Source organism: Flectobacillus roseus, from assembly GCF_030056595.1.
GTDB classification, from domain to species: Bacteria; Bacteroidota; Bacteroidia; order Cytophagales; family Spirosomataceae; genus Flectobacillus; species Flectobacillus roseus.
In genome coordinates this window covers 248,960-273,495 of record NZ_JASHIF010000008.1, presented here as the reverse complement: position 1 = coordinate 273,495, position 24,536 = coordinate 248,960, and the positions used below count along the sequence as shown (strand labels likewise).

20 protein-coding genes are annotated in these 24,536 nt (G+C 37.8%); 11 read left to right on the top strand and 9 right to left on the bottom strand.

The features are described 5' to 3' along the window. The first annotated feature begins 16 nt into the window (after positions 1-16). Positions 17-3,340 (top strand): SusC/RagA family TonB-linked outer membrane protein, encoded by a 3,324-nt coding sequence (locus QM524_RS10075; protein WP_283344473.1) that lies wholly within the window; start codon positions 17-19, stop codon positions 3,338-3,340. 30 nt (positions 3,341-3,370) lie between these two features. Then, on the top strand, positions 3,371-4,957 hold the full coding sequence (locus tag QM524_RS10070) for a SusD/RagB family nutrient-binding outer membrane lipoprotein (RefSeq protein ID WP_095163949.1): 1,587 nt from the start codon (positions 3,371-3,373) through the stop codon (positions 4,955-4,957). Positions 4,958-5,164: 207 nt separating this feature from the next. Here QM524_RS10070 and QM524_RS10065 read toward each other — a convergent pair whose 3' ends face one another. The 5 genes from QM524_RS10065 to xerD form a co-directional block, all read right to left on the bottom strand. Beyond that, a complete protein-coding gene (locus QM524_RS10065; protein WP_283344472.1) occupies positions 5,165-5,491 on the bottom strand; it encodes a hypothetical protein in 327 nt (108 codons plus the stop codon). Next, positions 5,479-6,345 (bottom strand): hypothetical protein, encoded by an 867-nt coding sequence (locus QM524_RS10060; RefSeq protein WP_283344471.1) that lies wholly within the window; start codon positions 6,343-6,345, stop codon positions 5,479-5,481. The genes QM524_RS10065 and QM524_RS10060 overlap by 13 nt, the downstream gene beginning before the upstream one ends. 516 nt (positions 6,346-6,861) lie before the next feature. Next, positions 6,862-9,573 (bottom strand): PQQ-dependent sugar dehydrogenase, encoded by a 2,712-nt coding sequence (locus tag QM524_RS10055; protein WP_283344470.1) that lies wholly within the window; start codon positions 9,571-9,573, stop codon positions 6,862-6,864. Between the two features lie 290 nt (positions 9,574-9,863). After that, a complete protein-coding gene (locus QM524_RS10050) occupies positions 9,864-11,033 on the bottom strand; it encodes a WG repeat-containing protein (protein WP_283344469.1) in 1,170 nt (389 codons plus the stop codon). A gap of 83 nt (positions 11,034-11,116) precedes the next feature. Beyond that, complete coding sequence (gene xerD / locus QM524_RS10045; protein WP_283344606.1) at positions 11,117-12,028, bottom strand: site-specific tyrosine recombinase XerD; 912 nt, start codon at positions 12,026-12,028, stop codon at positions 11,117-11,119. Between the two features lie 420 nt (positions 12,029-12,448). Here xerD and aroQ point away from each other — a divergent pair, with 420 nt between their 5' ends. The 3 genes from aroQ to QM524_RS10030 all read left to right on the top strand — a co-directional run bounded on the left by aroQ (position 12,449) and on the right by QM524_RS10030 (position 14,890). Beyond that, positions 12,449-12,874, top strand: coding sequence for a type II 3-dehydroquinate dehydratase (gene aroQ / locus QM524_RS10040; protein WP_166580443.1), 426 nt, complete (start codon positions 12,449-12,451; stop codon positions 12,872-12,874). Positions 12,875-13,079: 205 nt separating this feature from the next. Further along, positions 13,080-14,174, top strand: coding sequence for an aminotransferase class V-fold PLP-dependent enzyme (locus QM524_RS10035; protein WP_283344468.1), 1,095 nt, complete (start codon positions 13,080-13,082; stop codon positions 14,172-14,174). Positions 14,175-14,317: 143 nt separating this feature from the next. Next, positions 14,318-14,890 carry a MarC family protein gene (locus tag QM524_RS10030; RefSeq protein ID WP_166549495.1) on the top strand — a complete coding sequence of 191 codons (573 nt, stop codon included), beginning with the start codon at positions 14,318-14,320 and terminating at the stop codon, positions 14,888-14,890. A gap of 331 nt (positions 14,891-15,221) precedes the next feature. On the opposite strand, the gene QM524_RS10025 is transcribed toward QM524_RS10030, so the two are convergent. Next, complete coding sequence (locus QM524_RS10025) at positions 15,222-18,026, bottom strand: TonB-dependent receptor (RefSeq protein WP_283344467.1); 2,805 nt, start codon at positions 18,024-18,026, stop codon at positions 15,222-15,224. A gap of 285 nt (positions 18,027-18,311) precedes the next feature. Here QM524_RS10025 and QM524_RS10020 point away from each other — a divergent pair, with 285 nt between their 5' ends. The 6 genes from QM524_RS10020 to QM524_RS09995 all read left to right on the top strand — a co-directional run bounded on the left by QM524_RS10020 (position 18,312) and on the right by QM524_RS09995 (position 21,913). Further along, entirely contained in the window at positions 18,312-18,887 is a 576-nt protein-coding gene (locus QM524_RS10020) for an RNA polymerase sigma factor (RefSeq protein ID WP_166580377.1), read from the top strand. 4 nt (positions 18,888-18,891) lie between these two features. Continuing rightward, positions 18,892-19,185, top strand: coding sequence for a hypothetical protein (locus QM524_RS10015; protein ID WP_283344466.1), 294 nt, complete (start codon positions 18,892-18,894; stop codon positions 19,183-19,185). 19 nt (positions 19,186-19,204) lie between these two features. Continuing rightward, positions 19,205-19,678, top strand: coding sequence for a Spy/CpxP family protein refolding chaperone (locus QM524_RS10010; RefSeq protein WP_283344465.1), 474 nt, complete (start codon positions 19,205-19,207; stop codon positions 19,676-19,678). Positions 19,679-19,846: 168 nt separating this feature from the next. Next, a complete protein-coding gene (locus QM524_RS10005; protein WP_283344464.1) occupies positions 19,847-20,599 on the top strand; it encodes a YHYH protein in 753 nt (250 codons plus the stop codon). Positions 20,600-20,717: 118 nt separating this feature from the next. Then, a complete protein-coding gene (locus QM524_RS10000; protein ID WP_095163966.1) occupies positions 20,718-21,284 on the top strand; it encodes a toxin-antitoxin system YwqK family antitoxin in 567 nt (188 codons plus the stop codon). After that, positions 21,284-21,913, top strand: coding sequence for an SCO family protein (locus QM524_RS09995; RefSeq protein ID WP_283344463.1), 630 nt, complete (start codon positions 21,284-21,286; stop codon positions 21,911-21,913). The genes QM524_RS10000 and QM524_RS09995 overlap by 1 nt, the downstream gene beginning before the upstream one ends. Positions 21,914-22,170: 257 nt before the next feature. On the opposite strand, the gene QM524_RS09990 is transcribed toward QM524_RS09995, so the two are convergent. From QM524_RS09990 to QM524_RS09980, 3 genes are all read right to left on the bottom strand, one after another. After that, complete coding sequence (locus QM524_RS09990) at positions 22,171-22,824, bottom strand: hypothetical protein (protein ID WP_283344462.1); 654 nt, start codon at positions 22,822-22,824, stop codon at positions 22,171-22,173. 12 nt (positions 22,825-22,836) lie between these two features. Further along, complete coding sequence (locus QM524_RS09985; protein WP_283344461.1) at positions 22,837-23,412, bottom strand: hypothetical protein; 576 nt, start codon at positions 23,410-23,412, stop codon at positions 22,837-22,839. Positions 23,413-23,762: 350 nt separating this feature from the next. Beyond that, positions 23,763-24,362 (bottom strand): hypothetical protein, encoded by a 600-nt coding sequence (locus QM524_RS09980; RefSeq protein WP_283344460.1) that lies wholly within the window; start codon positions 24,360-24,362, stop codon positions 23,763-23,765. Positions 24,363-24,536 lie beyond the last annotated feature (174 nt).

Here is a 24,536-nt window from a genome sequence, read left to right as displayed (position 1 = left end):
ATTTTAATTCCTAACAATGAAAGCATGTAGAAAAATTTTTACTACGTTATTTGCTACACTCTTGATTTTGACTGGACAGTTCGTAATGGCTCAGCAGGTAGTCAAAGGAAAGGTCGTGGATAGCAATCAATCAGCCCTAGCAGGCGTAAGTATTTTAGTGAAAGGTACCACAAAGGGTACAGTAACAGATGGTTCGGGTAATTATACTATTTCAGTTGCTAAAAATGCCTCTTTGATTTTCCAATCATTGGGCTTCGCTACAAAGACCGTTGAAGTGTCGGGACGTACAACCATCGACGTGGTTTTGGAATCTACTTCTCAAGACCTTGACGAGGTGGTTGTTACGGCCTTAGGTATCAAGCGTGAACAAAAAGCCCTTGGTTATTCAATTGGTACGGTTTCTAGCAAGGAAATTACCGCTTCGGGTAATACCAACTTTGCTTCGGCCTTGTATGGTAAAGTAGCAGGTGTTAAAATCTCTACGGCGCCAGGTGGTGCAACTTCAGCTGTAAACGTGCAAGTACGTGGCGTTAACTCTTTGAATTATAACACACAACCACTTTATGTTGTGGATGGTATCGTAATCCGTGATTTTAACCAAGCAGGTGCAAATGGCTTGAACAATGGCGGTTATTGGGATGATCAACGTATCCGTGGTAATGGTATCTTGGATATCAACCCAGCTGATATTGCAAGTTTGTCAGTATTGAAAGGTGCATCAGCAACAGCCCTTTACGGTTCTGAAGCTTCAAATGGTGTAATTGTTATTACAACAAAATCTGGTGTAAAAGGCAAAGGGTTAGGCGTTGAATTAAACTACACGTATAACCAAGAACGTGTGGCATTTACGCCTCAATATCAGAATGTTTACGGCCCAGGTTATGACCGTGCTACAAATCTTGCAGTTGGTGCTGATGAAGAAGGTTTTATCACAAATCCTGATGGTTCTAAGCGTGTTAACTTTAGAGCTTATGGACAATTTGGTCCTAAAATGGATGGTAGAATGATGCCTTGGTGGGATGGAACTATGCAGTCTTATAGCGCTAAACCAAATAACTTCAATGATTTTTATCAGACAGGTTATAACTCAACGGTGAACGCTGCTTTCTCAAATGCTACTGACAAAGGTTCTTACCGTTTTTCTTACACAGGTACAGATTACGCTGGTATTATGCGTGGAAGTAATTTGAAACGTAATACTTTCAACTTAAACTCTTCTGTAAAATTGAGTAATAAAGTTACTGCCGATGTAGTAGTAAGTTATATCAACTCAAAAGTGCATAACCGTCCTGAGCAAATCAACCGTGTGACAGCTAACTATGGAGGTTTTTACAGCCGTGCGGAGGATATGAACAACTTCTTGAATCATTATCAAACGTCACAAGGATACAAATATGTACCATACAACGTTCCTGAGCGTAATCCTTCAGAAGCTTTCAAATACAACATTCGTGGTGGCGATATTATGGATTTGTTATGGAATGCTTTGCGTAATAGCGAAGACGAAAACCAAGACCGTGTATTAAGCTCTGTTACCTTGAACTACAAAATCAACAATGAATTTGGTTTGCGTGGTCGTGTAGGAAATGACTTTACTAGTTTGGGTACTGAAGTAAAGAAATACAACGAATTTCCCGCTTTATTTAACTCAGGAAATAGTACTGGTGAATACCGTGTAGCAAGTGGTCGTTACTCAATCGTGTATGGCGATGCGATGTTGACTTATGCTAAAAAATTGAATACAGATTTTGATTTGTCTGCTTCTGCTGGTGTGCAAGGTCGTCAAGAAAAATACTATGACCAATCAGTTGGTACAAATGGTGGCTTGGTAATCGAGAACTGGTTTAGTATGAACAACTCTACGAACGTATTGAATGCTAGTGCTTCACGTAGGGAAATGATTAAGTTTGCTTACTTGGGTACTTTGAATGCAGCTTACAAAAATATGTTGTTTGTAGAAGGTACTGCTCGTCAGGAATATTCTTCGACTTTGCCAGCAGGAAATAACAGCTATTTCTATACTTCGGTAAACTCTGGTTTTGTATTCTCGGATGCGTTTCAAATGCCTAATTTTATGAACTACGGTAAAATCCGTGCTTCTTATGGTGTTGTTGGTAATGCACCCCCTTTGTATGTAGCTAATACAACTTATTCTCAAACGATTTTGCAAACAGCTTATGGCGCAGTTCCTGCTTTAAGAGCAAGTTCTAGCTATGGTAATGACAATATCAAACCTGAGCAAAAGTTTGAAAATGAATTTGGTTTAGAAACAAAATTCTTCAAAAATAAGTTAGGATTTGATTTGACTTATTACAATAGCCGTATCAAAGATCAAATTCTTCAAACCTCTATTCCAACAAGTACTGGTGCTAGCTCGGTATTGGCCAACGTAGGTGAACTTCGCTCTTTTGGTTGGGAAGCATCGATTTATGCAACTCCTATCAAAACACGTGATTTCACTTGGAACACACGTATCAATGCTGCTATTAACCGTACAAAAGTTGAGAAGTTGGCAAAAGGTATTCCTCAGTTAGTGGCTTATGATGCTGATCAATCTGCTATCAAAATTGTAGCTGACGAAGGTGATTATTTAGGAAATATTTACACTCACGTACGTGCGACTGACTCAAAAGGTAACTACATTATTTCAGGAGACGGTCTATATACTTTGACTTCTGACTACAAAAAAGTAGGTAACGTAATGCCGAAATTGGTAGGTGGTTTCTTGAACTCATTTAGCTACAAAAACTTCAGTTTAGATATCAACATGGATTACCGTATTGGTGGGCAATTGGTGTCAAATCCGTTGTTGTATGCAACAGGTGCAGGTATGTTTGAATCAACAATGAAATATCGTGATGCCGAAAACGGTGGTTTACCATATTATGTTGACGGTAGTGGAAACAACGTATTGTTGTCAAGCCACACAGCAACTGCGCCAAACGGTGGTAAAGTATACCATGATGGTGTATTGTTAGATGGTGTAACGGCAAGTGGCGAGAAAAATACTAAGATCATTGATGCTGCTTCATATTACATGAACACTTACACTTGGGGTTCGTCAGGTTGGTATGAAAATGGTTCCGTTTATAACAACAGTTACTTAAAAGTTCGTGAAGCAATTTTGTCATATACTTTGCCTTCGGCGGTAGCTCAAAAATTGCGTTTGCAAAATGTTCGTGTGTCTTTGATTGGTCGTAACCTATTCTACTTGTACCGTACTTTGAAAAATCTTGACCCAGAAGCACCAATTGGTACTAGCTGGAACCGTCAAGGTATCGACGAAGGTTCAACAGCAGCAACTCGTAGCTTCGGTGTGGCTTTACACGCTAGTTTTTAATCAACCAATCAGACATTTATTTAGAAAAGTATGAAAAAGACATTCATCAAAATAAGTGCAATGTTAGCGATTGTAGCTACTTTGAGTAGCTGTAAAGACCAACTCGGTGACTTGTACCTCAACCCAGAACAGACTACGACTCCATCTGTTGAGAAATTTTTTACCCAAATTCTCAACAACGACCGTATCTATCCAAAATATTGGGATATGCGTACTTTTGCGTTGACTCACGCAGGGGTATTTTCTCAAGTAATTTCTTATACCAACGATAAATTTATTTACCGCGAACAAGCGCAATATACCGAGCAACGTTGGGGTGATTTTTATACAACTAATGGTAACGGTAGCGGTCCTTTGGCGCATTATCGTGAAATAGAAAAACAATATGCTAAACTTTCTGCAGCAGAAAAACAAAATGCGGACGTATTTGTGAATGCAGCGAAAGTAGCCATGTTGGAGCAAACTGCTCAAATGGTTGACCTTTGGGGTGATATTCCATTTTCTGAAGCAGGTATGTTGAACTTAAATGGCTCGATTACATCGCCAAAGTTCGACGATGCGAAGGAGGTATATTATAGCGTAATTGCTGGTTTGAAAGATGCTTCGAACTACTTTGCTACGGCGAATTTGAGCAGTGTGACGGCTGGGTCGTTCAAAAAACAAGATATTCTTTTCCAAGGCGATATTACAAAATGGCGTCGTTTGGCCAACTCTTTGCGTTTGCGTGCTCTAATGCGTATTTCATTCGTAGATGAAGCTAAAGCAAAAGCAGAGGTATTGGAAATGTTGAATAACCCAACGCAATATCCTTTGTTGGAAGAAACAACTCACAATGCTTTGTTGAACCCAGTAACGACTTATATCGACAATTTGCGTAATGCTTTCTATGAGTCAAACAACCATTTGGGTGCTTCGTTCTTATTGGACAAAGTGTTAAAACCTGCGAATGACCCTCGTATTGCGGTAATTTATGACAAAGGTGGTCGTCAAGATGGTAGCAAATGGGTAGCCAATGCTGATTATTATGCAATGCCTTTAGACTTGAACTCAACTGACCAAGCTACCAACATTACTAATGGTAAATATGCAGTACTTGACTCAGCTACGTTTGTGTATAACAGCAAATTGCCTGGCGTAATTTTTACCTCTGCCGAAACACATTTGTTGAAAGCAGAAGCGTATGAGCGTTGGGGAACTACAACTGATGCAGCAACGGCTTACAACAAAGGTGTCGCTCAATCAATTGCTTATTACTATGCTTTGAACAATTTGAGCAATAGTACAGCTCCAAAATTGGCGGCTCCATCTGCCGCAGCTGTAAATGACTTTTTGGCAAACTCAACGATTAAATATGCTGGTTCTTCGGCTCAAAAATTAGCCTTGATTTGGACACAAAAATGGGTACAATTTGGCTTTATGCAATCGGTACAAGCTTGGTCTGAACTTCGTCGTACAAAATATCCTCAGTTGACATTTGTAGCGGACAATACTTCAGGTTTTGCTTTGCCACCAAACAGATTGACTTACCCTGGTCGTGAGCGTACATTCAACCCGAACTATAGCGCAGTTTCAGCAAAAGATACGCGTGACGCGAAGATTTTCTGGGACGTAAAATAGAAGTAGATAAGTGAAAAACTGAATGATAATAAAAATCCCCCTCATCTATATGGACGAGGGGGTATTTTTTTTAGTGTTGAGTTTGGAGTTTTAAGTGAGGAGTTTTTTTTGAGTGCTGAGTGTTGAGTTTTGAGTGAGGAGTTGTCCTTGCCTCAAAGGCAACCTATTTTAGGCAAGGACAAAGGATAATTCACAACTCGCAATTCATCATTCTAAGTGTTCTGCTATCTCCATAATTCTATGAAGTATCATATCGATTTCGTCATCGAGGGTTGCGAGATTACTACTGGTAATATTTTCAGGGTAAAATCTCAAATATGTCATCACCGCCTCACGAACCCATTGAAGATTTTCGTCGGTTACCTCTGGTGTTGACAATGCTTGACTCAACGAGTTTGATAAAATATCTTCTGCTCTCAGTCTTAATAATAAACCTGTTTGACCTGTAAGTGATTCTTGCTCAGCGAAGCACTGAACTAAATGTTCGAAATTGGCTTTGAGCAATCTCAGATATACGGGAGTTAACGTTTCCATGGTAATTCGTTGGCTGGTAATACTACTATTCTATTTTGCATAGCAGGATTGATTGCTCTAAAATCAAAGCTCCCATCTGCTTTCTTTAATCTACGATACACCAATGGAATCAAAATTTGTTCGCCTCCACCTGCTAAATATGGTTGACCAATATTTAAATTGTTAGAGAGTTTTTGTGCTGCCGCTAATCCTCTCCACACCCAGATACCTCCCGCAGGAACGGTATATTCCACGATATTTTTAAAGCTATTCCATTCTGGTTGAACAGCAGTTCCACCAATTACTTCCGAGATGGATGTTGGTTTTGTACGAGTCCAATAGCCACCTGTAAATTGATCCCATCCATCATTACAAACTCTATACAATTTTGTCCCTTCTGGTAATTGCTCCAAACTTGCGGTATTATTCACAAATGACATTACATCTGGCGCATAGCTTACAGCAAAATCTGGGTCAAAACTGCCACTTGGTAACTTTACCTTGAAATTAGCAAACTGCGTTCCTTGCGAAAAACCATTAGGTTGATAAGACCCATTAGCTATGCCAGGAAAATCGAAGTTACGAATAATTACCTTTCTGTGGTAAATACTCAAAGCATTGTTTAGGTCGGTGTAAAGTTTCTGCTTGTTTGAAGTCGTGTCAAAAGTACCTTTTAGAATACTTTCGCTGAGACCATCACGAATCCATTTTGACAAAGTAGTATCAGAACCTGCTGGCAAACTGCTGCTGAGTTGGACAATCCAAGCACGGGTACTGTCTTTTGAAATAGTAATTCCTGAAAAAGAAAATGAACTGAATGATAATAATAATAAGGTACAAAGCATCAAGTGCTTCAAGGTAGGTTGGGTTTTCATAATTGTTTGTGTCAATTGAAAGGAAATTAATTTGATTTGAGATTACGAAGGTATAGAATATTTTCAATTATAAATGCAGAGTTTTTAATTTAAAACATAATAAAATGCTCTCTTATGGATTGTGTGAAAAAGGTAAAGGATACTTTTTCTTTCAAAATAAAAAATCGCCTTGTCAATGGTTAGTCAACAAGGCGATAGAGCAATCAAACTATTGTGGATTTGGGATTTCTGATTTCGGAAACGTGGACGTAATCCTTAATTTTTGTAAAACAGAAGTTCTAATAAGCATTAGCGCAAAATACAATTCAACTGCTTCGTGGAGAAAATAAAATTGAAGCATTCAAGTGTTGTCAGTTCGTCGCTCAATTTTACCAAAACAGTATTAAACTGTTAAAAAAATGAGTCCAAGACTAAGTCTTGAACTAGAGACCTTTACTTTTGTCAAGTAATCAGAAAATTTAAGTTATTTTGAGCATAAAGTGCTGATGTTCAAAATTTTAAACTCACAACTCACAACTACTTAAACTCAATCCATTCTAGGCTACACAAGTCTTTGTTTGGCGTATCTTTTTTGGTAAAGACAAAATACAAATCTTGTTTGCCCGTTGGTGATTGAATACTCGCAGTTTGTTCGGCGTACTTATCCCATGCACCTGTTGGGTTATACGACAATGTACTAATCACAGGACCTGTTGGCGAACCAGTATGAACTTCCACTGTGGCCGCCTTGTCTCTTGACGAGAATTTGTAGGTTAATTCACCAATACCTTTCAAATCGATATTTTTCAAGACAAAATATGAACCATTGTGAATAAAGCCCAAACGCTTGTCTTGACGACCAAGATTATGTAATTCATCGGCTTCGGCACCATAAACACGATTCGGGCGCAATACCAAAGTCGCAGTTTTGCTCAATGCAAGTATCGTTTTGGGTTTTCCTGCTGGAGCTACCAATGAACCTTTATCTGTGTACGAAGCAGTAATTACATAGCGACCTTCTTGCTCTTTGCCAACGTGTTCTTTCAAAGATGCTGTTCCTTTTGGAGCAATACGGTTTTCAACAGGCTCGGTACCCAACGAAAGGATATATTTTACCATTTCAGTAGTTTCTTCTCTTGAAAGTTGTGGGTGCGCGCTCATTTCACGGTCGCCCCAAAGACCTCCACCACCAGTAATAATCTTATTGGCTAATTTGGCAATAGCGGTTTTGTCATCACGGTATTTTTTAGCAACCTCCTTAAAAGCAGGACCTGCCGAAGGTGCATTGAGTTGGTGACAAGCTTTACAGTCAGAACCCGCAATCAATGATTTTCCTAAGCTAAAAGTAGAAGTCAACTGTTGGTGACCCATTTGTGGTTCTCTACTCACTTTTGGAATATAGTTCAAAACTACCTTTACACGTTTTGGATCAATCATTTTGTCCTCTTGATCTTTCACATCTACAGCATATTTTAAACTGCCAGCATTTGCCTTAAAGAAGGTACTGTTTTCGTCTGTAGAAATTGCCACATCAGGAAGAGTATTTCCTACCTTAATAGTTAAAGTTTGAGTATTGCTCAATCCAGCCTGATCTTTTACGGTTAATGATACTTTATAGATACCATTTTTCTTGAAAGTATAGCTTGGATTGATCTCTGTAGAAGTTTTGTTTGCCTCAAATTTCCACAAATAAGAAAGCTTATCTCCTTTATCATAGTCAACACTTTGATCAGCTTTAAACTGTACTGTCATAGGTGCCAAGCCAATTGTATCTTGTGTAATCGCTTTTGCCACTGGAGCGCGGTTCCCACCATTGAAGTCAATTTTTACTAAACGTGCATCTTCGTTATCTATACCATATACCGAGCCATATTCGAGCATATACATACAACCATCTTGACCAATTTCGATATCTACTGGACGACGGAAATCACCTGATTTTGGCATGAATTGCTCCATTGATTGGTAGTTTTGATTTTCATCTAATCTCACTGCAAATACCCAGTTACGCATCCAATCATAGATAAAAAGGGATTTATCGTAATAGGATGGCATTTTGCTTTTATTCGCAATTTTCGCATCATAATGATACACAGGACCACCCATCGCACAACGCCCACCGACACCCAATTCTGGAAACTCAGCCGATTTGTTGTAAGGGTACCAAATCATCGCTTTTTGTGTAGGAGGAAGGTTTTTGATACCAGTATTGTTTGGTGAATTATTGATCGGCGCGTTTGGCTCAAACAAATCACTTACCTTTTTCGACGCAAAATCATATTGATGATAAGGCTTGCTATCTCCTACAAAATATGGCCAACCATAGTTACCTGCTTTTTTGGCTTGGTTGATTTCGTCATAACCTCTAGGACCTTGCACACCGTCATTTCCTGCATCAGGACCAATTTCGCCCCAATACACAATCGAAGTTGCTGGGTCTACCGAAATACGATAAGGGTTGCGACAACCCATTACATAGATTTCAGGACGAGTACCAGCAGTGCCTTTTGGAAAAAGGTTGCCTTCTGGAATAGTATAAGAACCATCCTTTTCGACATGAATACGGAGAATTTTACCACGCAAATCATTGGCATTTCCTGCCGAACGCTGTGCATCAAACGTAATACGTCCTTCACGAGAATCAATAGGAGCATGTCCACTCGACTCAAACGGAACAGTATTATCACCTGTTGAAATAAATAGGTTGCCATGAGCATCCCAAGCCAGTGAGCCTCCTGTGTGCGCACTCACCTCCAAATCAATCGGAAACTCGATAATCGACTGCTCGCTAGCCAAATCAAGATTACTTTCGCTATCAACTTTGATACGGGAAATACGTTGTCTAGTTTGTTCTTTATCCTGAATCGTATAGAAGAAATACAGATAGTGATTTTCTTTGAAATTTGGGTCAATTGTCATCCCCAACATCCCATTCAGGTATTTGTCGACCGCTTTTACAGGAAAATCATATAACAGACGAGTTTTCTTTTTGGCAGGTTCGTACACATAAAATTTACCTGCACGCTCTACAAAAAACACACGACCATCGGGCGCAACTGCCAATTCCATAGGCTCGTTGAGGTCATTAGATAGTACAGTTTTGGTAAAACGATTTTCGTCAGGACGGTTTAAGGTATCCACCTTTGTAAAAACCTCAGAAGAATAGGTTGAGGTAGGTGCTGGCTGGTGAATAAATGAGTACAAACCCAAGGATGCCCCAACAAGCACAGATAGTTTAGAAAGTGACATAGTTATTTATATAGTTAATTAATCTTTAGAAAATGGCCTCAAAAGCCAAAAGTTTCTTGGTCTGGGATTAAAATTATGGTTGTTCGTAAGAAATACTGTCATGCCTTAGGGCACTCCGCGCATTTTCTATCTTTATAGAGTCCAAAAAGTTGGAAATATACCCAGTTGGAGGAGGAAAATGTATTTTTTGATGTGGAGATGTTAGCACAGCTACAACTAAACTGCCCATGGTGGAGTTATCTCCAACATGGGCAGTGAAAAAAATATCATTAAGTTCTTAAAATCAGGGTCTAATGGTCTGATAAATCTATTATGCCCCATTTATTATCGAGTTTGACCCACGCTCTATTTTTGAAAACTATTTTAACAGCTTCAAATATTATGGGCGTAACAGGTTCTCCACTGTATTTAACATACCCCAATTTACCTCCAGATGATACCCTTACAAACCCTTCATTCATATCTTCTATCCAATCATATTCAAGTGGTACAGTAAGACGTTGATCTGAGATACTATATACGCCATGTAAAATATATACATTTTCAGAACTCCATTGTTTTCGTGGCAGTTTATATGTTTTTTTAAAGCAGAAATTGTACACCTTTAAATAATTAGAGTCCAGTGGTATTAAAGAATCAAATTCTGGAGATACAAGTGCTTCTAAGTTTCTATTTAATAATGAGCATTTTTGTGTCTCAGAACACCTTACCAAAATAAACTCATGATAAAATTGGACAGAATCATAAGTTGTATCTTTGATAATGTTGAAATTCTTATCAAAAAATGAATAGTTTTTTTTGTCCCACAGGTATGCGAAGCCTATTTCCCCATCAAAATGAACATTTGACCAATTTTCTGGACATCTAAAAACAGTATTATTGTTTTTATCGATAAAAATTGTCTTCCACGCGATAGCAGGTGTTTCGTCTGAAATACATACAGGGGCTAACCCATTAGTAAACTCTCCAATATGACCACTTGTGTCATAGATAAAGGGGATTATAGTGTTCCCACTTTCATCAATGTAACCGTAGGCGTTATCTCTACTTTCATTAATCCAAGCCACTGCACCGATTAATCCATCTGAAAAGTCAGTATTACTAAAAAATCGAATTTTATATTCTGTTTTTAATATATTTCCATCTAAATCGGCCAAAAGGACATAATTATCTTTTTCTAAGTGATAGAATGATGAAAACATTTTATAAATTCGGTCATATTCATAAGGGATAATTAACTTTTTTTGTAAATCTATTAAGCCCCATTTCCCATTTGTGTCCTGTACAGGGGTTAATTTAAGTACATGCATTGGATGACTACTTGTACATTCTTCTAAAAAATCTCCATTTTCATCAAGCAGACCCCATTTTCCATCTACTTGTATTTGAGCTTTCCCGTTAGGTAAAAAATAAAAATCCTGACAATTTAAGTAGGGTGCTTTGAACCAATTGGTAGTCATAGTGTCGTAATAGTTTAAGTTTTCTAAAATGATAAAAATACAAACTTAATTGTAAGTAAGGCGAAATACCTAGAATAAGCCCCTTACCTAAACCCTCTATTCCTCGGATGGAAATCTACAATGGTTTGTTGTAGATAGGCTCGGTCGAGGTGTGTGTATATTTCGGTGGTTGTAATGCTTGAATGGCCCAACATTTCTTGGATAGCCCTCAAATCAGCGCCACCTTCAATCAAATGGGTTGCAAAAGAATGCCGAAAGGTGTGGGGACTGATATTTTTCTGAATACCTGCCATCATGGCTAGATCTTTGATAATCAAAAACACCATCACTCTGGTAAGGTTTTTTCCTCGGCGATTTAAAAAAAGATGGTCAGAAAAATCAGTCTGAATCGGCTGATGCTTTCTGATTTCTTCCATGTAAATCTGGGTGTAGTGCATGGCATCTCTGCCGATTGGCACTAACCTTACTTTATCTCCTTTGCCTCGAACTCTGATAAAACCAATATCAAAATAGCACTCTGAAATTTTTAAGTCTACCAGTTCCGACACACGAAGCCCTGAGCTGTACAATACTTCTAGCATTGCTCTATTGCGAGTACCTTCAGGTGTGGAGAGGTCGATGGTCTCCAGCATTTGAACAATTTCGGGATAGCTGAGAGTAGAAGGTAATTTTCGACCAACTTTGGGCGGGGCTATCAAAAGTGTTGGGTCTTGTTTGATAACGTCCTCTACTTCAAGGTATTTATAGAAAGCTTTAAGTCCCGACAACATACGGGCTTGAGAAGTGGCTTCTAGTCCTAATTCGTCGATATACTGAAAAAAGCTGAAGATATGCTTGTCGCTTACCTCCGTTACTGACGGGGCGTCTTCGTGAGTGATTTCAAGATATTCCCAGAATTTGCTAACGTCACGGATATACGCCTCAATGGAGTTCTCTGAAAGTGCCCTTTCGAGTGTAAGGTAGTTTTTGAAGTTTTTTATATAAATTTGCCACATCTTGATACTTCCAAAATAAGTAATAGTATGTTTTAAAAAATATTTGGTTCTCATAAGGAAAACAAAAATTCCATTCGCCGCTCCTTACTTTTCTTGTCTTGACACAAGAAAAGTAACCGCAGCGGCGGCCGCAAAAGAAAGTCAAGAAATCCTAATCGGAGTGGCGACCCACCTCGCCTGCGGCTCAAACAATAGGATTTCATAAAAGTAAACACAAACTCTCTATTTTATAATATTTAAACATACATTAAAAACAAAGCGGTACTGATGAACTAGCGAGTTTGAGGCTTTGTTTTTAGGGTATAATTTTACTTGTATTTTGCGAAGCTAATCAATATTTGGCATATTCGTAGAGTCAGGCGGGTTGGATGGAGCTTTTTCAAGGCCTGATTACATTTTTAACTTTAAATTGATACTGTTGTGACAAAAAAGCAGATTTTAATCGTGAATGGTCCTAACTTGAACTTGTTAGGAAAACGTGAGCCAGAGATATACGGTCACCAAACATTTGAGCAGTATTTTGAAATACTAAGAGACAAGTATGAAGGTCCTGTAGATTTGCACTATTTTCAGTCAAATCATGAAGGTGCTTTAATCGACAAAATCCACGAGGTAGGTTTTACTTTTGATGGAATCGTTTTGAATGCGGGCGGACTAACACACACGTCTATTGCCTTAGCAGATGCTATTGCAGCAGTAAAAACGCCAACGGTAGAGGTACATATTTCAAATGTACATGCTCGTGAAGAGTACCGTCACCATAGTTTTTTGAGCAAAAATTGTATCGGAATTATCATTGGCTTTGGCTTAAGAGGATACGATTTTGCTATCCAAACATTTTTATAATGGAAAATAGGAGTGATGAATTCCAAACTCATCACTCATGGATTCACATTAGGATTGCACGACTGGTTTTGAACTATTTCGGATTTGAGATTGCTGATTTCGGAAATTTAAAAAGTGCTTTAAACTTCCGAAATCTAACATCCGATATCCGAAATGGTCAAATTTGTTTGAACTCCCAATTCTCCACACTAACGGCCTTACTACGATGATTACATTTTATCCAGGACCTTCCAAAGTTTATCCAGTGGTTGAGCATTATCTCAAACAAGCCTTTGACGAGGGCGTGCTTAGTATCAATCACCGTAGTCAGACTTGTATGCAGATTACCCGCTCGGCTATCGATTTACTTCACCAAAAACTACATATTCCCGAAGATTATACCATTTATTTTGTATCCTCTGCTACGGAGGTTTGGGAAATTATTGCCCAATCGCTCACTCAACGTCATAGTTTACATCTGTACAATGGAGCGTTTGGCGACAAATGGGCTGAATATGCAGGACGTATTTTACCACAAGTAACAAGAGTTGTGTATGATTATGAACAGTCGATAGAAGAGATATTATTGCCAGACTCCGATGCTGATGTGGTGTGTTTGACTCACAATGAAACCTCTAACGGGACTCATTTGAAGCAATGGAATACTATTTTAGCAAAATACCCTGACGCTCTTATTGCCGTAGATGCGACTTCGTCGATGGCAGGTGTGGCATTAGATTGGCAAACAGCAGATATTTGGTTTGCTTCTGTGCAAAAATGTTTTGGTTTACCCGCAGGTATGGCCGTAATGGTATGTTCACCCAGAGCATTGCAACATGCGGAATCGATTGGAGATCGAAAATACTATAATAGTTTGTTGTTTATGAATGATAATTTCAAAAAATATCAGACTCATTATACACCCAATGTGCTGGAAATCTATTTGTTATCAAAGATTTTAGAGCAAATACCAGATATTTCAGAAACTTCCGCACGGATAGAGGCTCAAGCAAAAGAATGGTACGATTTTTTTGAAGAACATTTTGATACCGATCTAACACATGGTGGTGTAAAGCCTTTAGTGCACAATCCTGAATTACGTTCGGATACGGTATTGGCTATTGAAGCTCAACCAGCTGTAGTCAAACATATCAAGCAAATTATGGAATCGCAAGGTATTACCTTGGGCAATGGCTATGGTGCATGGAAAGATAGCACCTTTCGTATCGCCAATTTTCCTGCGATTTCTGAGGCTGACCGTTTAGCGTTGCGCGAACAGCTGTTATTACATTTACCCAACAAAGCGGTTGTAACAGTTTAAAAAAAATTGTGCCATACACTGTAGGCAATAGGCAAAAATGTATTAAACATTTCATAAAGAATATATTGCCGAGTGCTCATAGCCCACAGCCGAAACCTAAAATATTACTTCTACTTTTTCATCAACTAAACCCTTACCAAATCATGAATTTCAATTTAAAGGAGATTTTCTCTGTTTCACTCATTTTGTTTTCTGTTATCGATATTCTTGGGTCGATTCCTGTGATTATTGATTTACGTAAAAAAACAGGTAATATTCACCCAGAACAAGCCACCTTGGTGTCGGGCGGTATTATGATTGCGTTTTTGTATGTCGGAAAATCCATATTGAGTCTTTTTGGTGTCGATATTAATTCATTTGCCATTGCTGGAGCATTGATTATTTTCTTGATTGGTCTCGAAATGATTTTAGGACGAAATATCTTTAAATCGGAAGAAGTTTCAGGTTCAAAAGCTGCTTCGATTGTGCCTTTAGCATTCCCTATTATCGCTGGAGCAGGTACAATGACGACTATTCTCTCTTTAAAATCCCAGTATGATGAAATCAACATTTTGATAGGGGTGTTTCTCAACCTAATCTTTATTTATATAGTACTTCGCTCAAGTGAATGGATTGAAAAAATGCTAGGTCAGGGAGGTACAAACGTGCTACGAAAAGTGTTTGGAGTAATTCTTTTGGCGATTGCTATCAAGATTATCAAAACAAGACTAGGATAGTTCTGAATGATGAGTTTTGAGTTTTGAGATATTTTTACAGGTATTCATATCGTAGAGACGCAATGTTTTGCGCCTCAAACCGAGTCAAATCTAGCATGGTAGTAAAAAAAAGGCGTTCGAAAAACTAATTTCGAACGCCTTTTTAATGAGTATGCGATATTCTAGGAAAATAGAATTCTGCCTTTATGATTTTAATATATTAAGTAATAGAAAAGATAAATAATCAGTATTGAGGTGTAATTTGGATATAAAATTTTGATTATGAATATCTTCAAATAATCAATATACTATTAACTAATAACCTCTTCCTACTTAACAAATAACCTCATCATTAGAAATTGAAATTCAAACGTGCAAATACATATCTTCCGTTAAATCCAAATTGTTGAACACGACGAGAATATACAAAACGACCAGCACTCATGTTGCCCGAATGTGTATGGATATCTTGGTAAACGTCAAAAATATTGTTTGCTCCAACAGCAAGGTTAATTCCTTTTGCTACTTGATAGTTTAATGTCAAGTCTGTTGTAATTTTTGGCGCAAAAGTTTGGTCTAAAGTCTCCTTGTTGTTGTTATTGAAAGCATTTGCTACAAAGTTAGCTGAGCTCAACATCGTTGGATCTAAATAAACAACCTCACCAAAACGCACCGCACGAAGCATGGCTCCAAACTTACCAAACTTGTAATTTACCGTACCTGTGATTTTACTTTTTGGACTTGCTACCTCAATACGGCTTTGGTCTTCACGGTTGAAATAGTTACCTAATTGACCAGTTTCAATTAAAGTTGTAGTCGCTTTAATTACAGGTTTTCCATCAGAGCCCTTGATAACTTCGTTGTCGATAAATGCACCTGCTAACGTAAATTTCAAAGAATGTCCTTGTGGTAAACGAGTGGCATAAGCTACAACAGCTTCCACACCACGAGAGCGAGTATCGATCGCATTGGTAAAGAAGTTAACCGTAGTTGCACCAGCTTGAGCCAATTGAGCGGCAATTGTAGCATTACCATTTGCAGTGAAGTTATTGGTTAAGATAATACGGTCTTTAATATCAATCTGATAAGCGTCTACTGTAACTTCCAATTTACCCAATTCTGCTGTAGCACCAATGCTGTAGCTTTGTGAAGATTCAGCTTTCAACTCAGGAATACCGAAAATTTTCGCTGGCTGACTACTATTCGGGAATGTACCACTTTCTACTGGCGTTTGAACACCATTGATGGTTTGGAACAAAGTATTTGTCTTTGAATAATACTGTTGTTGTAAAGATGGCGCTCTAAATCCTGTACTTACTGCACCACGCAAAGCTAATTTATCTAACAATTTGTAACGAGTAGCAACTTTATATTTCAATCCTGTGCTACCAAAATCAGAATAGTTTTCTAAACGCAAAGCACCTGAAACTACCCATTTTTTAGTGACATCCAATTCTAGGTCGGTATATACACCAACGTTGCTACGAGAGTGAGTTCCTGCATTTGAAGGCAAGAAACCTGGGAATACTTGTGCCCCAGCAGCCACACCTAAACTGGTATTATAGTTTTTGTATGAAGCCTCTTCACCAGCACGAGTTCCAAATTGGTCAACGCGATATTCTGCTCCGAAAGCTACGTTCAAACCTTCTAAGATATCTCCATACTTACGACTCATATCAAAATTGGTCGTATTTTGTGAAAATGTATTTCCTCCTGCATCAAAAGAAGTTTGTGGAGTGCTTACGCTTCCAACTTGAGAATAGTTGATAGAGTTTTGAACACCATAATCAAAGATGTTTTTTCCATAAACATTACTCAAATCAAAGTTCCAGTTTTTAGCAATTTTACCACGTACACCTGCCGCAATAGACAAATCTGTTACATCTGAAGTAATTTCAGGTAAAAAGCCATTTGGATAAAGGGCAAATACCCCTGTACGAACTGCAGCTGGAACACCATTTGGATAACGGTAAAAACCAGCAGCATTCCCTTTTTTGTTGTTATAACCTCCAAAAACATAAGCTTCTAGGTTATCATTGATTGGTAAAGCACCATTAACTACAATACCGCCACCTTTTACTTCAGAGTTACCAATACGCATATCAAAAGCATCACGGGTGAGTCCTTTGCTTGCGATAATTTGGTCATCGGTTTGACCTGTTACTGCTGGATATACCTGCCCCGTGTAAGTACCCGTACGGTTGGTACGACCTCTCGAAACATATTCACCTGTGATATTCAAAAAGCCTTTGTCTCCTAATTTAATACCATAGTTCAAACCAAGTTGTCCCGTAAAACCATCTTGAACAGATACATCTTTAGGCAAACCATTACTGAAATTAACGGCATAATTTTTTGCATAAGAAGTCACATATTCGCCCGCTGAAAGGTTACCTGACAAACCTGTTTGTTTTTTCAAAACGATGTTAATAACACCTGCGATAGCATCAGAACCATATTGTGCTGCAGCACCATCACGAAGAATTTCGATTTTGTCAACGGCTGTAGCAGGAATCGCATTCATGTCGGTACCAACTGTACCACGGTTTACCGTACCATTTACGTTCACTAACGAAGATTGGTGTCTTCTTTTTCCATTAACCAAAACTAATACCTGATCTGGTCCAAGTCCACGTAATTGAGCAGGGTCAACGTGGTCAGTACCATCCGAAATGGCCTGACGAGATGATTGAAATGAAGGAGCAACGAAAGTCAAGATTTGGTTAATGTCAACTTGTCCAACATTATTGGTTACTTGCGAAAGTGGAATAACATCTACAGGCACTGGAGTGTCGATTTTAGTACGACCTTCGCTACGTGTACCTGTCACGACAACTTCTTCCAAAGAAGAAATACTTTCTACCAAACTAAAGTTTTTACTTATACCATTTGCATCAATCTGGACACTTTCTGTAACTACTTGATAACCGACTGCACTTACTTTGATGGTGTAGGTACCAGCTTGAAGTTTTAATACATAATTACCATTACCATCTGATACCGTACCAGTAGTACGTCCTTGTACGCTAATAGATACGCCAGGAATTCCTTGGCCTGTTTTGCTGTCTTTTACACTACCTTTCAAACCTTGTGCTTGTGCGTAAATACTTGTGAAAAGTAGTGTTACAATCATGAAGAATCGATAGAACTGTCTCATAGAATAGTTGTTTATAAAAATTTAAAAAATTGATAAAGCATTTGATTTTTTCAAATAACAAGTTTTAAATCTATCTCATAAAACGACGAAATGCAAAAAAAATCTGATTAAAGGTGTTAAAATGGTGATATAATTCAAAAATTATAAGAAAAAATCAAAAATGAGGATTGTAATTAATCGAATGGGGTTTTAGGTTATAGAAAAAGTTTTAGGTTTGAACCGCAAGTTTTATCCTAAATATAACGTCTAATTCCCAAATACCAAATCACTTGGAAATTTTAATCTATGACTGAAAAAGAACTTGTCAAAAAACTTCAGCAGGCTGACCAGCTGACATTCAAATACTTTGTCGACCAATATCAGAACAAAGTATTAAATACATGCTGGGGTTTTGTCAAAAATTCCAGCGAGGCTGAGGATTTAACGCAAGAAGTTTTTATTGAAATATTTGAATCAATTCAAGGGTTCAAGCATGAGTCTAGATTAAGTACTTATGTGTATAGAATAGCGGTGAACAAATCACTGGATTATATTCGAAAACAAAAAAGGCAGAAACGCTGGGGGAATTTTCTGTCTATTATGGGATGGTCTGATTCTTCAGAAATGCCTGATATTCCTACTTGGGAGCACCCAGGCATAACCTTGGAAAATAAAGAAAGGGCTAGCATACTCATAAAGCAAGTTGAAACCCTACCAGAAAAGCAAAGAGTGGCGTTTACCTTACATAAAATTGAAGGTTTGCCTTATCAAGAAATTGCGGAAGTTATGCAGGTTACTTTGGCGTCGGTAGAGTCTTTGATTTTTAGAGCTAATCAGAGTTTACGTAAAAAATTACAACATTATTATAATCAAGATTTTTAATAGCATGAAAACATCTTCTGATGAAATAGATAAAACATTATCGAGTTTGGACGACTTAGCACGGGCTAACGACAATCCATTTCTGTTTGCGAAGATTCAACATCGAATGCAAGCAACGCAAACGCAAGGAGCTATCCCAAAAGTTTGGCAGGTCGTTGGAATGAGTCTGGCAATGATTCTACTAGTACTCAATATGCTAACACTATGGAATAACTTAGACACAAAGGCTGTACAGTCAGGGTCGGATTTGGGTACTGAGTTGGGAATAAATTCTGGGATAATATCGATTTACGAATAATGTATTAAACGAATAACTTATGAAAACAATTTCGCCATGGGTCTTTGCTGGTTTGGTAATCATGAATATTGCCTTACTGGTTATTATCTGGATGGGACATCCCCGAGGTGGAGCACCATTTCCTCATCCGCCGTTTGGAGCTCCTCAAAATGGTCCGCGCCTTCAACATGTATTGGAGTCAAAGTTGAACTTTGACGAAAATCAAAAACAGGCCTATGAAGTGCTCATACATGAACATCGTCAGCAGATAGACTCACTTCATCAGGCCATACAAGAAGCCAAAAGAGATTTGTATAGTAAAGGTTTGTCGCAAAATGATTCGATAATTACTCAAAAACAGAATCAGATTGCAAATCTTATCGCTAAACAGGAGAAAATCAATTTTGAGCATTTCCGAAAAGTAAGAGATAAAATATGTAATCCTCAGCAAAAACAAATGCTCGATGACATGATTGGCGAAGTGCTAGAGCAGGTATCAAGACCACCGAGATAGTGATAACTATTCATGTTGAATTATTAGTTGATATGTCAGACACTAGGCAAGCAGTTTTAAAGAGCTCTAATGAATTCTTTCTGAATACTCTCAACTGAAGCCGAAAGCTAACATCAACTTATGTTTACTCAAACTGGCAAAAAACTTTTGCCCTAACTATTAAAAACTATGAAAAAGCAATTGTTCGTATTGGCTTTTATAGGAATGTTTTCTTGTAAAAGCGACAATACCACCTCGGTAACTCCCGACGATACCACAACGACATCGGATGTGGACATTTCTGTGGTTCAGGCTAAGTTTTCGAATTCTGGTTTATCTGTTACAGTTGAAGGCAATTATTTGGTCATTAAATGCAATGGTATTCCCAATCATAAAAGTCCCTATTTTCAATCAACAGATGCAAGATATGAAGCTTATAACGGAACCAATACTAAATTTAACCTGAACCCCAATCGTATATCTTCACAGAATTTAGTGTTTAAAATACCGCTTCATCCTGCAAAAGCTAGTACACATGCTTCTACGCCCTTAGGTCCCATTGGTGTGTCGCTCAATGGCGTTCCATTTTTTAATCAATACGCTGGACCCAATCAACCTTTGACCAATGAGATTAATTCTTTTGACCAATACTTGGGGCATCCTCAACTGACAGGGCAATACCATTATCATCAGGAACCTGCTTACTTGACTACTCAAAATGGAAAATCAGCGTTTCTCGGGTTTCTACTCGACGGTTTTCCAGTATATGGACCTCAAGAAAATGGAAAGTCGGTATCCAATACAGATTTGGATACTTATCATGGACATTCACACGCGACAGCGGAGTTTCCTAAAGGCGTTTATCACTATCATATCACCGACGCCGATCCTTATATCAATGGCTCAGGTTTTTATGGAACAGCAGGAACAGTTAGTCAGTAGAAGTTGCGAATGGTGAGTGGTGAATGTATGGTTTTCATTATCAAAATTCCTAGTTCAAGACTTAGTCTTGGACTTACTTTTTAAACAGTTTATAACTGTTATTAATATAAAGTTGACTATGAAATTTTACCATTGGTTATTTCTCTTTTTAAGTCATATTTTGCTGTTCACTTGTGAAAAATCGCAACCACATTTCAAGTGGGATGATAAGACTTTTTCATATCAACAGGATATTCTTTTTTATCAAGGAAAACCTTTTTCAGGCGTGCTCGATACCTTTTTCCCAAACCATCAAAAATCTTCGGAAAGAGTTTACAATCAAGGAAAGCTTGAAGGATGGGAAACACAATGGTATGAAAATGGACGTTTGTCAGAGAAACGTTTTTATCAGAATAATCAAAAGTTTGGGCATCATATTGCTTTTTGGGGAAATGGTCAAAAACGCTTCGATTATCATTTTGTGGAGGATATGCCTGTTGGTGAGCACAAGCAATGGTATCAGAGCGGACAGCTTTTTTCCTTATGTCACTATAATAAACAAGGTCAACCAGCAGGAAGACAAAGTTTTTGGTATGAAAATGGAAAGCTCAAAGCCAATTTTGAGGTAGTCGAAGGAAGAAGATTTGGATTATTAGGTGCCAAAGGTTGTATGGGCGAAAACGAAAAACTTCAAACGGGATTATAATGAATAAAATCACTCTTTTTGTCCTCCTAAATTTGCTTATTTCAGGTTGTTCAACGCCAGAAAAGAAGGTGAAAATACCCTATTACAATACAGCAGATTTTACCACAATTTGGAATTCCGACAGTGTCACACATCATATCGCAGATTTTAGTTTTCAAAACCAAGCAAGGCAGAAGGTAAGTCTGAATACAGTCAAAGGCAAAATTCATGTTGCCAATTTCTTCTTTACGATCTGTCCAAGTCTTTGTCCTCGATTGATGGATAGTATGCAAAAGGTGGCAAAGGCGTATGCCCAAGATAGTTCAGTAAGAATTATGTCATACAGTGTTATGCCTAATCGTGATAGTGTTGCAGTTTTGTCACGATATGCAAAGGCAAAAAATATAAATTTGCCGCAATGGCATTTGTTGACAGGAGATAAAAAACAGATTTATGATTTGGCAAGAAAATCCTATTTCGCAGACGAGAATTTAGGCGTAGCCAAAGACGAAAACAATTTTTTACATACCGAAAATTTTATTTTGGTAGACTCCCAAAACCGAATTCGTGGAATCTATAATGGTACCTTAGCCACAGATATAGAAAATTTGATTGCGGATATTCGAGTGTTGAAAGAGGATGGGAATTGATAGAATTGGCGAAATATGCATCCCGAATTTAGTGATTTAGTGATTGAGTGGATGAGTGATTATGTTACAATTTATATTCTAGTAGTAGAGACGCAATGACTGCGTCTTAAGCCAAGTTATATCTAGTATAGTAGCATCAAAAAAGCGGTCGGAAATTGTTTTCCGACCGCTTTTTTGATGAAATATTGGAGAATGCCCCTAATGCTAAAATCCTGAATGACTCAATCTCAATTTACTAATTTAGAGACAACTTATGTTTAAAATACATACCGTATACCAATACCCAGATCAAGATAGATAGAGGGCGAAATACTATAGTTAATCATGCTACTTCTATAGGTAGACATCATTGCTACATTTTTTGATTGACTATATTCTAGCGCAAATAAATTTGAACCTACAATCGGTACAACAAGTGCTAATTTTTTACTAACGAAGTAACTTATACCTCCAGAACCTCTAAAAGTTACCCCAGAGGAGAATGTGTTGTTCTCCTGATTGTTAGATGGAGTAAAATAATCGTTAATGGTTCTGGAGGTATTACCTGCATAAAGATTTCCTTGAAGCCTTCCATAAATGCCTAAATTCCCAAATATTTGTTTGTAATATTCATTTCCTAAACCTAGTGAGAATCTATATTCTGAATTTCTCTGTTTGTTTTCAAACCCATTTTCTGTTGTAGACTGACTAAATCCAAAAGTCCAGAAACGAGCTTTTGATTTTGTTACAAACTTTCCGTAAGTAAGATTTAAGTTAGAATATAAAGCATCACTCTGAGTGGAGTTCTTTATACTGACTATTCCTAAAGACCCTTCTAAGTATTTTTTGCCTTCACTGTATTGTCCAAAGCTATAGAAATTAAATAGTAGACAAATTGATATAACTAATAAGCTAAATTGTAACGTTTTCATGATTTTTCTAGGTTAGAGTGTTTTACCGATAGCAATTTTAAAAGAACCAATAGAGGGAGATAATCCTACAGAAAAAGTCTCCCAATTTTTAACCTGTAAATCTGTACTTTGATAATTTACAGAGCCAATGTTAGCACTACAATCTAGAAAAAGTTTACTTTTAAAATGATATCTCAATCCTACATTGGCTAGTATGGAAGCTCCCCAACCATCATTTTTATATCCTTGGTTTGACCTAGCAAGGAGGTATTTTCCCATACCTACAGCCTCAGCATATAAACCTATATTTTTGTTAAGAGGCTGAAATTTATTGATGAAATAGCCAGCTCCAATACTATGTGTACCGTATTTAAAGTAATTACCCGATTCATTCCACATGAGCGTATAATCCGCTAACCAGCCTCTGGAGACCTTATTGGTTCCAAATTTTCCTGATTTGAAGTATAAGTTCAAATTTTGAACATGTCCTGTCTGGGAAGAGACAAAATAATTTCCGAAAGTTCCACTAAGAGAACCACCCACAAGCCAGTTTTTATTGCCTGGGTCGTATTGGGCTTGAGATGGATTGTGGACCATGAGTAGTATCACAGTCAAACAGGTTAGAAAAATTGCTTTCATAATGTCAATGGTGTTAAAAATTTTGTACGAAAGTAAGAATCATTTAGTATATATCAAGTCAATTAACAAAACTTTAACAAAAAGAGAGCGCTCTACCTATGGCAGAGCGCTCTTCTATAATACTCGTTTCTTAGTGCGAAACAATCCTAAATGAACAAAACGGTGTAGAATAAACGTAATATTTTGCTTTGTATAAAAAACAAATGATAGATGCAAAAATGACTGTATAGATTGAATAGAATCACTTTAATAAAAAGCAAAACCTACCGTAGTAAAATCCACCAATAACTGATAAACCACTAACCATTAACTTTTAAACTCTAGAAAGTCTTGCCAATAGAAATTTTGAAAGTGCCAACACTTGGTACAATTGCCCCTGAGAAGTTCTTTACATCACCCATACTTTGATACTGTAGCGTGCCTACGTTAGTTCCTAAATCCAAGAACCACTTGTTTTTCATGCTGTAGCGTAACCCAACATTTCCCTCGATGGTTGCTGCCCAGCCATCAGTGCCAGTGCTTCCTTTTGAGGTATTGTATAGGTATTGTGCTTTGCCGAGTGCTTCGGCATACAAGGCTAAATTTTGAGTAATAGGTTGAAATTTGCTCACAAAATAGCCTGCTCCAAAACGATGCTGGTAATAGGTTGTGTTAAGTGTTGACCCTGAGGATGTTAAAAGGCTGTAGTCTAAGAGCCAGCCTTTTGCTACATTGTTTTCTCCAAATTTCCCTTTTCTGAAATTTAATGAAATGGAGTTACTATGTAAACCCTCCCTTCCAAGATTGCCAAATGTGGTGTTATTAGTAGCCAATGAACCACCTAGCTGCCAGTATTTTGTATTAGGGTCGAACTGTGCTTTTGAGGTAAAAGAAAGTGCGCTCAACGCGGCAACACAACAGGTTAGAATGAGTTTTTTCATGATGTAAACGGTGTTAAATTTTGAACAAAGCTAAAAGGTGATTTTTAGAAGAACAATAGCAGTGAGAGTTCGGCACGCTTATTTAACATTAATTAACTAAAATCTGCATTCGCCACTTTTGTGTTTTTTATAGCAAAAGTCAAAGAATATCTAGCTGAAATTAATTGTGTATGA

Excerpts from the sequence above, each read along its gene's own strand:
- QM524_RS10035 (WP_283344468.1), top strand. The coding sequence starts at position 13,080 with ATGATTACATTTTATCCAGGACCTTCCAAAGTTTATCCAGTGGTTGAG.
- QM524_RS09990 (WP_283344462.1), bottom strand. The coding sequence starts at position 22,824 with ATGAAAACGTTACAATTTAGCTTATTAGTTATATCAATTTGTCTACTA.
- QM524_RS10060 (WP_283344471.1), bottom strand. The coding sequence starts at position 6,345 with ATGAAAACCCAACCTACCTTGAAGCACTTGATGCTTTGTACCTTATTA.
- QM524_RS09995 (WP_283344463.1), top strand. The coding sequence starts at position 21,284 with ATGAATAAAATCACTCTTTTTGTCCTCCTAAATTTGCTTATTTCAGGT.
- QM524_RS10050 (WP_283344469.1), bottom strand. The coding sequence starts at position 11,033 with ATGACTACCAATTGGTTCAAAGCACCCTACTTAAATTGTCAGGATTTT.
- QM524_RS10010 (WP_283344465.1), top strand. The coding sequence starts at position 19,205 with ATGAAAACAATTTCGCCATGGGTCTTTGCTGGTTTGGTAATCATGAAT.
- QM524_RS10025 (WP_283344467.1), bottom strand. The coding sequence starts at position 18,026 with ATGAGACAGTTCTATCGATTCTTCATGATTGTAACACTACTTTTCACA.
- QM524_RS10065 (WP_283344472.1), bottom strand. The coding sequence starts at position 5,491 with ATGGAAACGTTAACTCCCGTATATCTGAGATTGCTCAAAGCCAATTTC.
- QM524_RS10075 (WP_283344473.1), top strand. The coding sequence starts at position 17 with ATGAAAGCATGTAGAAAAATTTTTACTACGTTATTTGCTACACTCTTG.
- QM524_RS10000 (WP_095163966.1), top strand. The coding sequence starts at position 20,718 with ATGAAATTTTACCATTGGTTATTTCTCTTTTTAAGTCATATTTTGCTG.
- QM524_RS10070 (WP_095163949.1), top strand. The coding sequence starts at position 3,371 with ATGAAAAAGACATTCATCAAAATAAGTGCAATGTTAGCGATTGTAGCT.
- QM524_RS10030 (WP_166549495.1), top strand. The coding sequence starts at position 14,318 with ATGAATTTCAATTTAAAGGAGATTTTCTCTGTTTCACTCATTTTGTTT.
- QM524_RS10055 (WP_283344470.1), bottom strand. The coding sequence starts at position 9,573 with ATGTCACTTTCTAAACTATCTGTGCTTGTTGGGGCATCCTTGGGTTTG.
- xerD (WP_283344606.1), bottom strand. The coding sequence starts at position 12,028 with ATGTGGCAAATTTATATAAAAAACTTCAAAAACTACCTTACACTCGAA.
- QM524_RS10015 (WP_283344466.1), top strand. The coding sequence starts at position 18,892 with ATGAAAACATCTTCTGATGAAATAGATAAAACATTATCGAGTTTGGAC.
- QM524_RS09980 (WP_283344460.1), bottom strand. The coding sequence starts at position 24,362 with ATGAAAAAACTCATTCTAACCTGTTGTGTTGCCGCGTTGAGCGCACTT.
- QM524_RS10005 (WP_283344464.1), top strand. The coding sequence starts at position 19,847 with ATGAAAAAGCAATTGTTCGTATTGGCTTTTATAGGAATGTTTTCTTGT.
- QM524_RS10020 (WP_166580377.1), top strand. The coding sequence starts at position 18,312 with ATGACTGAAAAAGAACTTGTCAAAAAACTTCAGCAGGCTGACCAGCTG.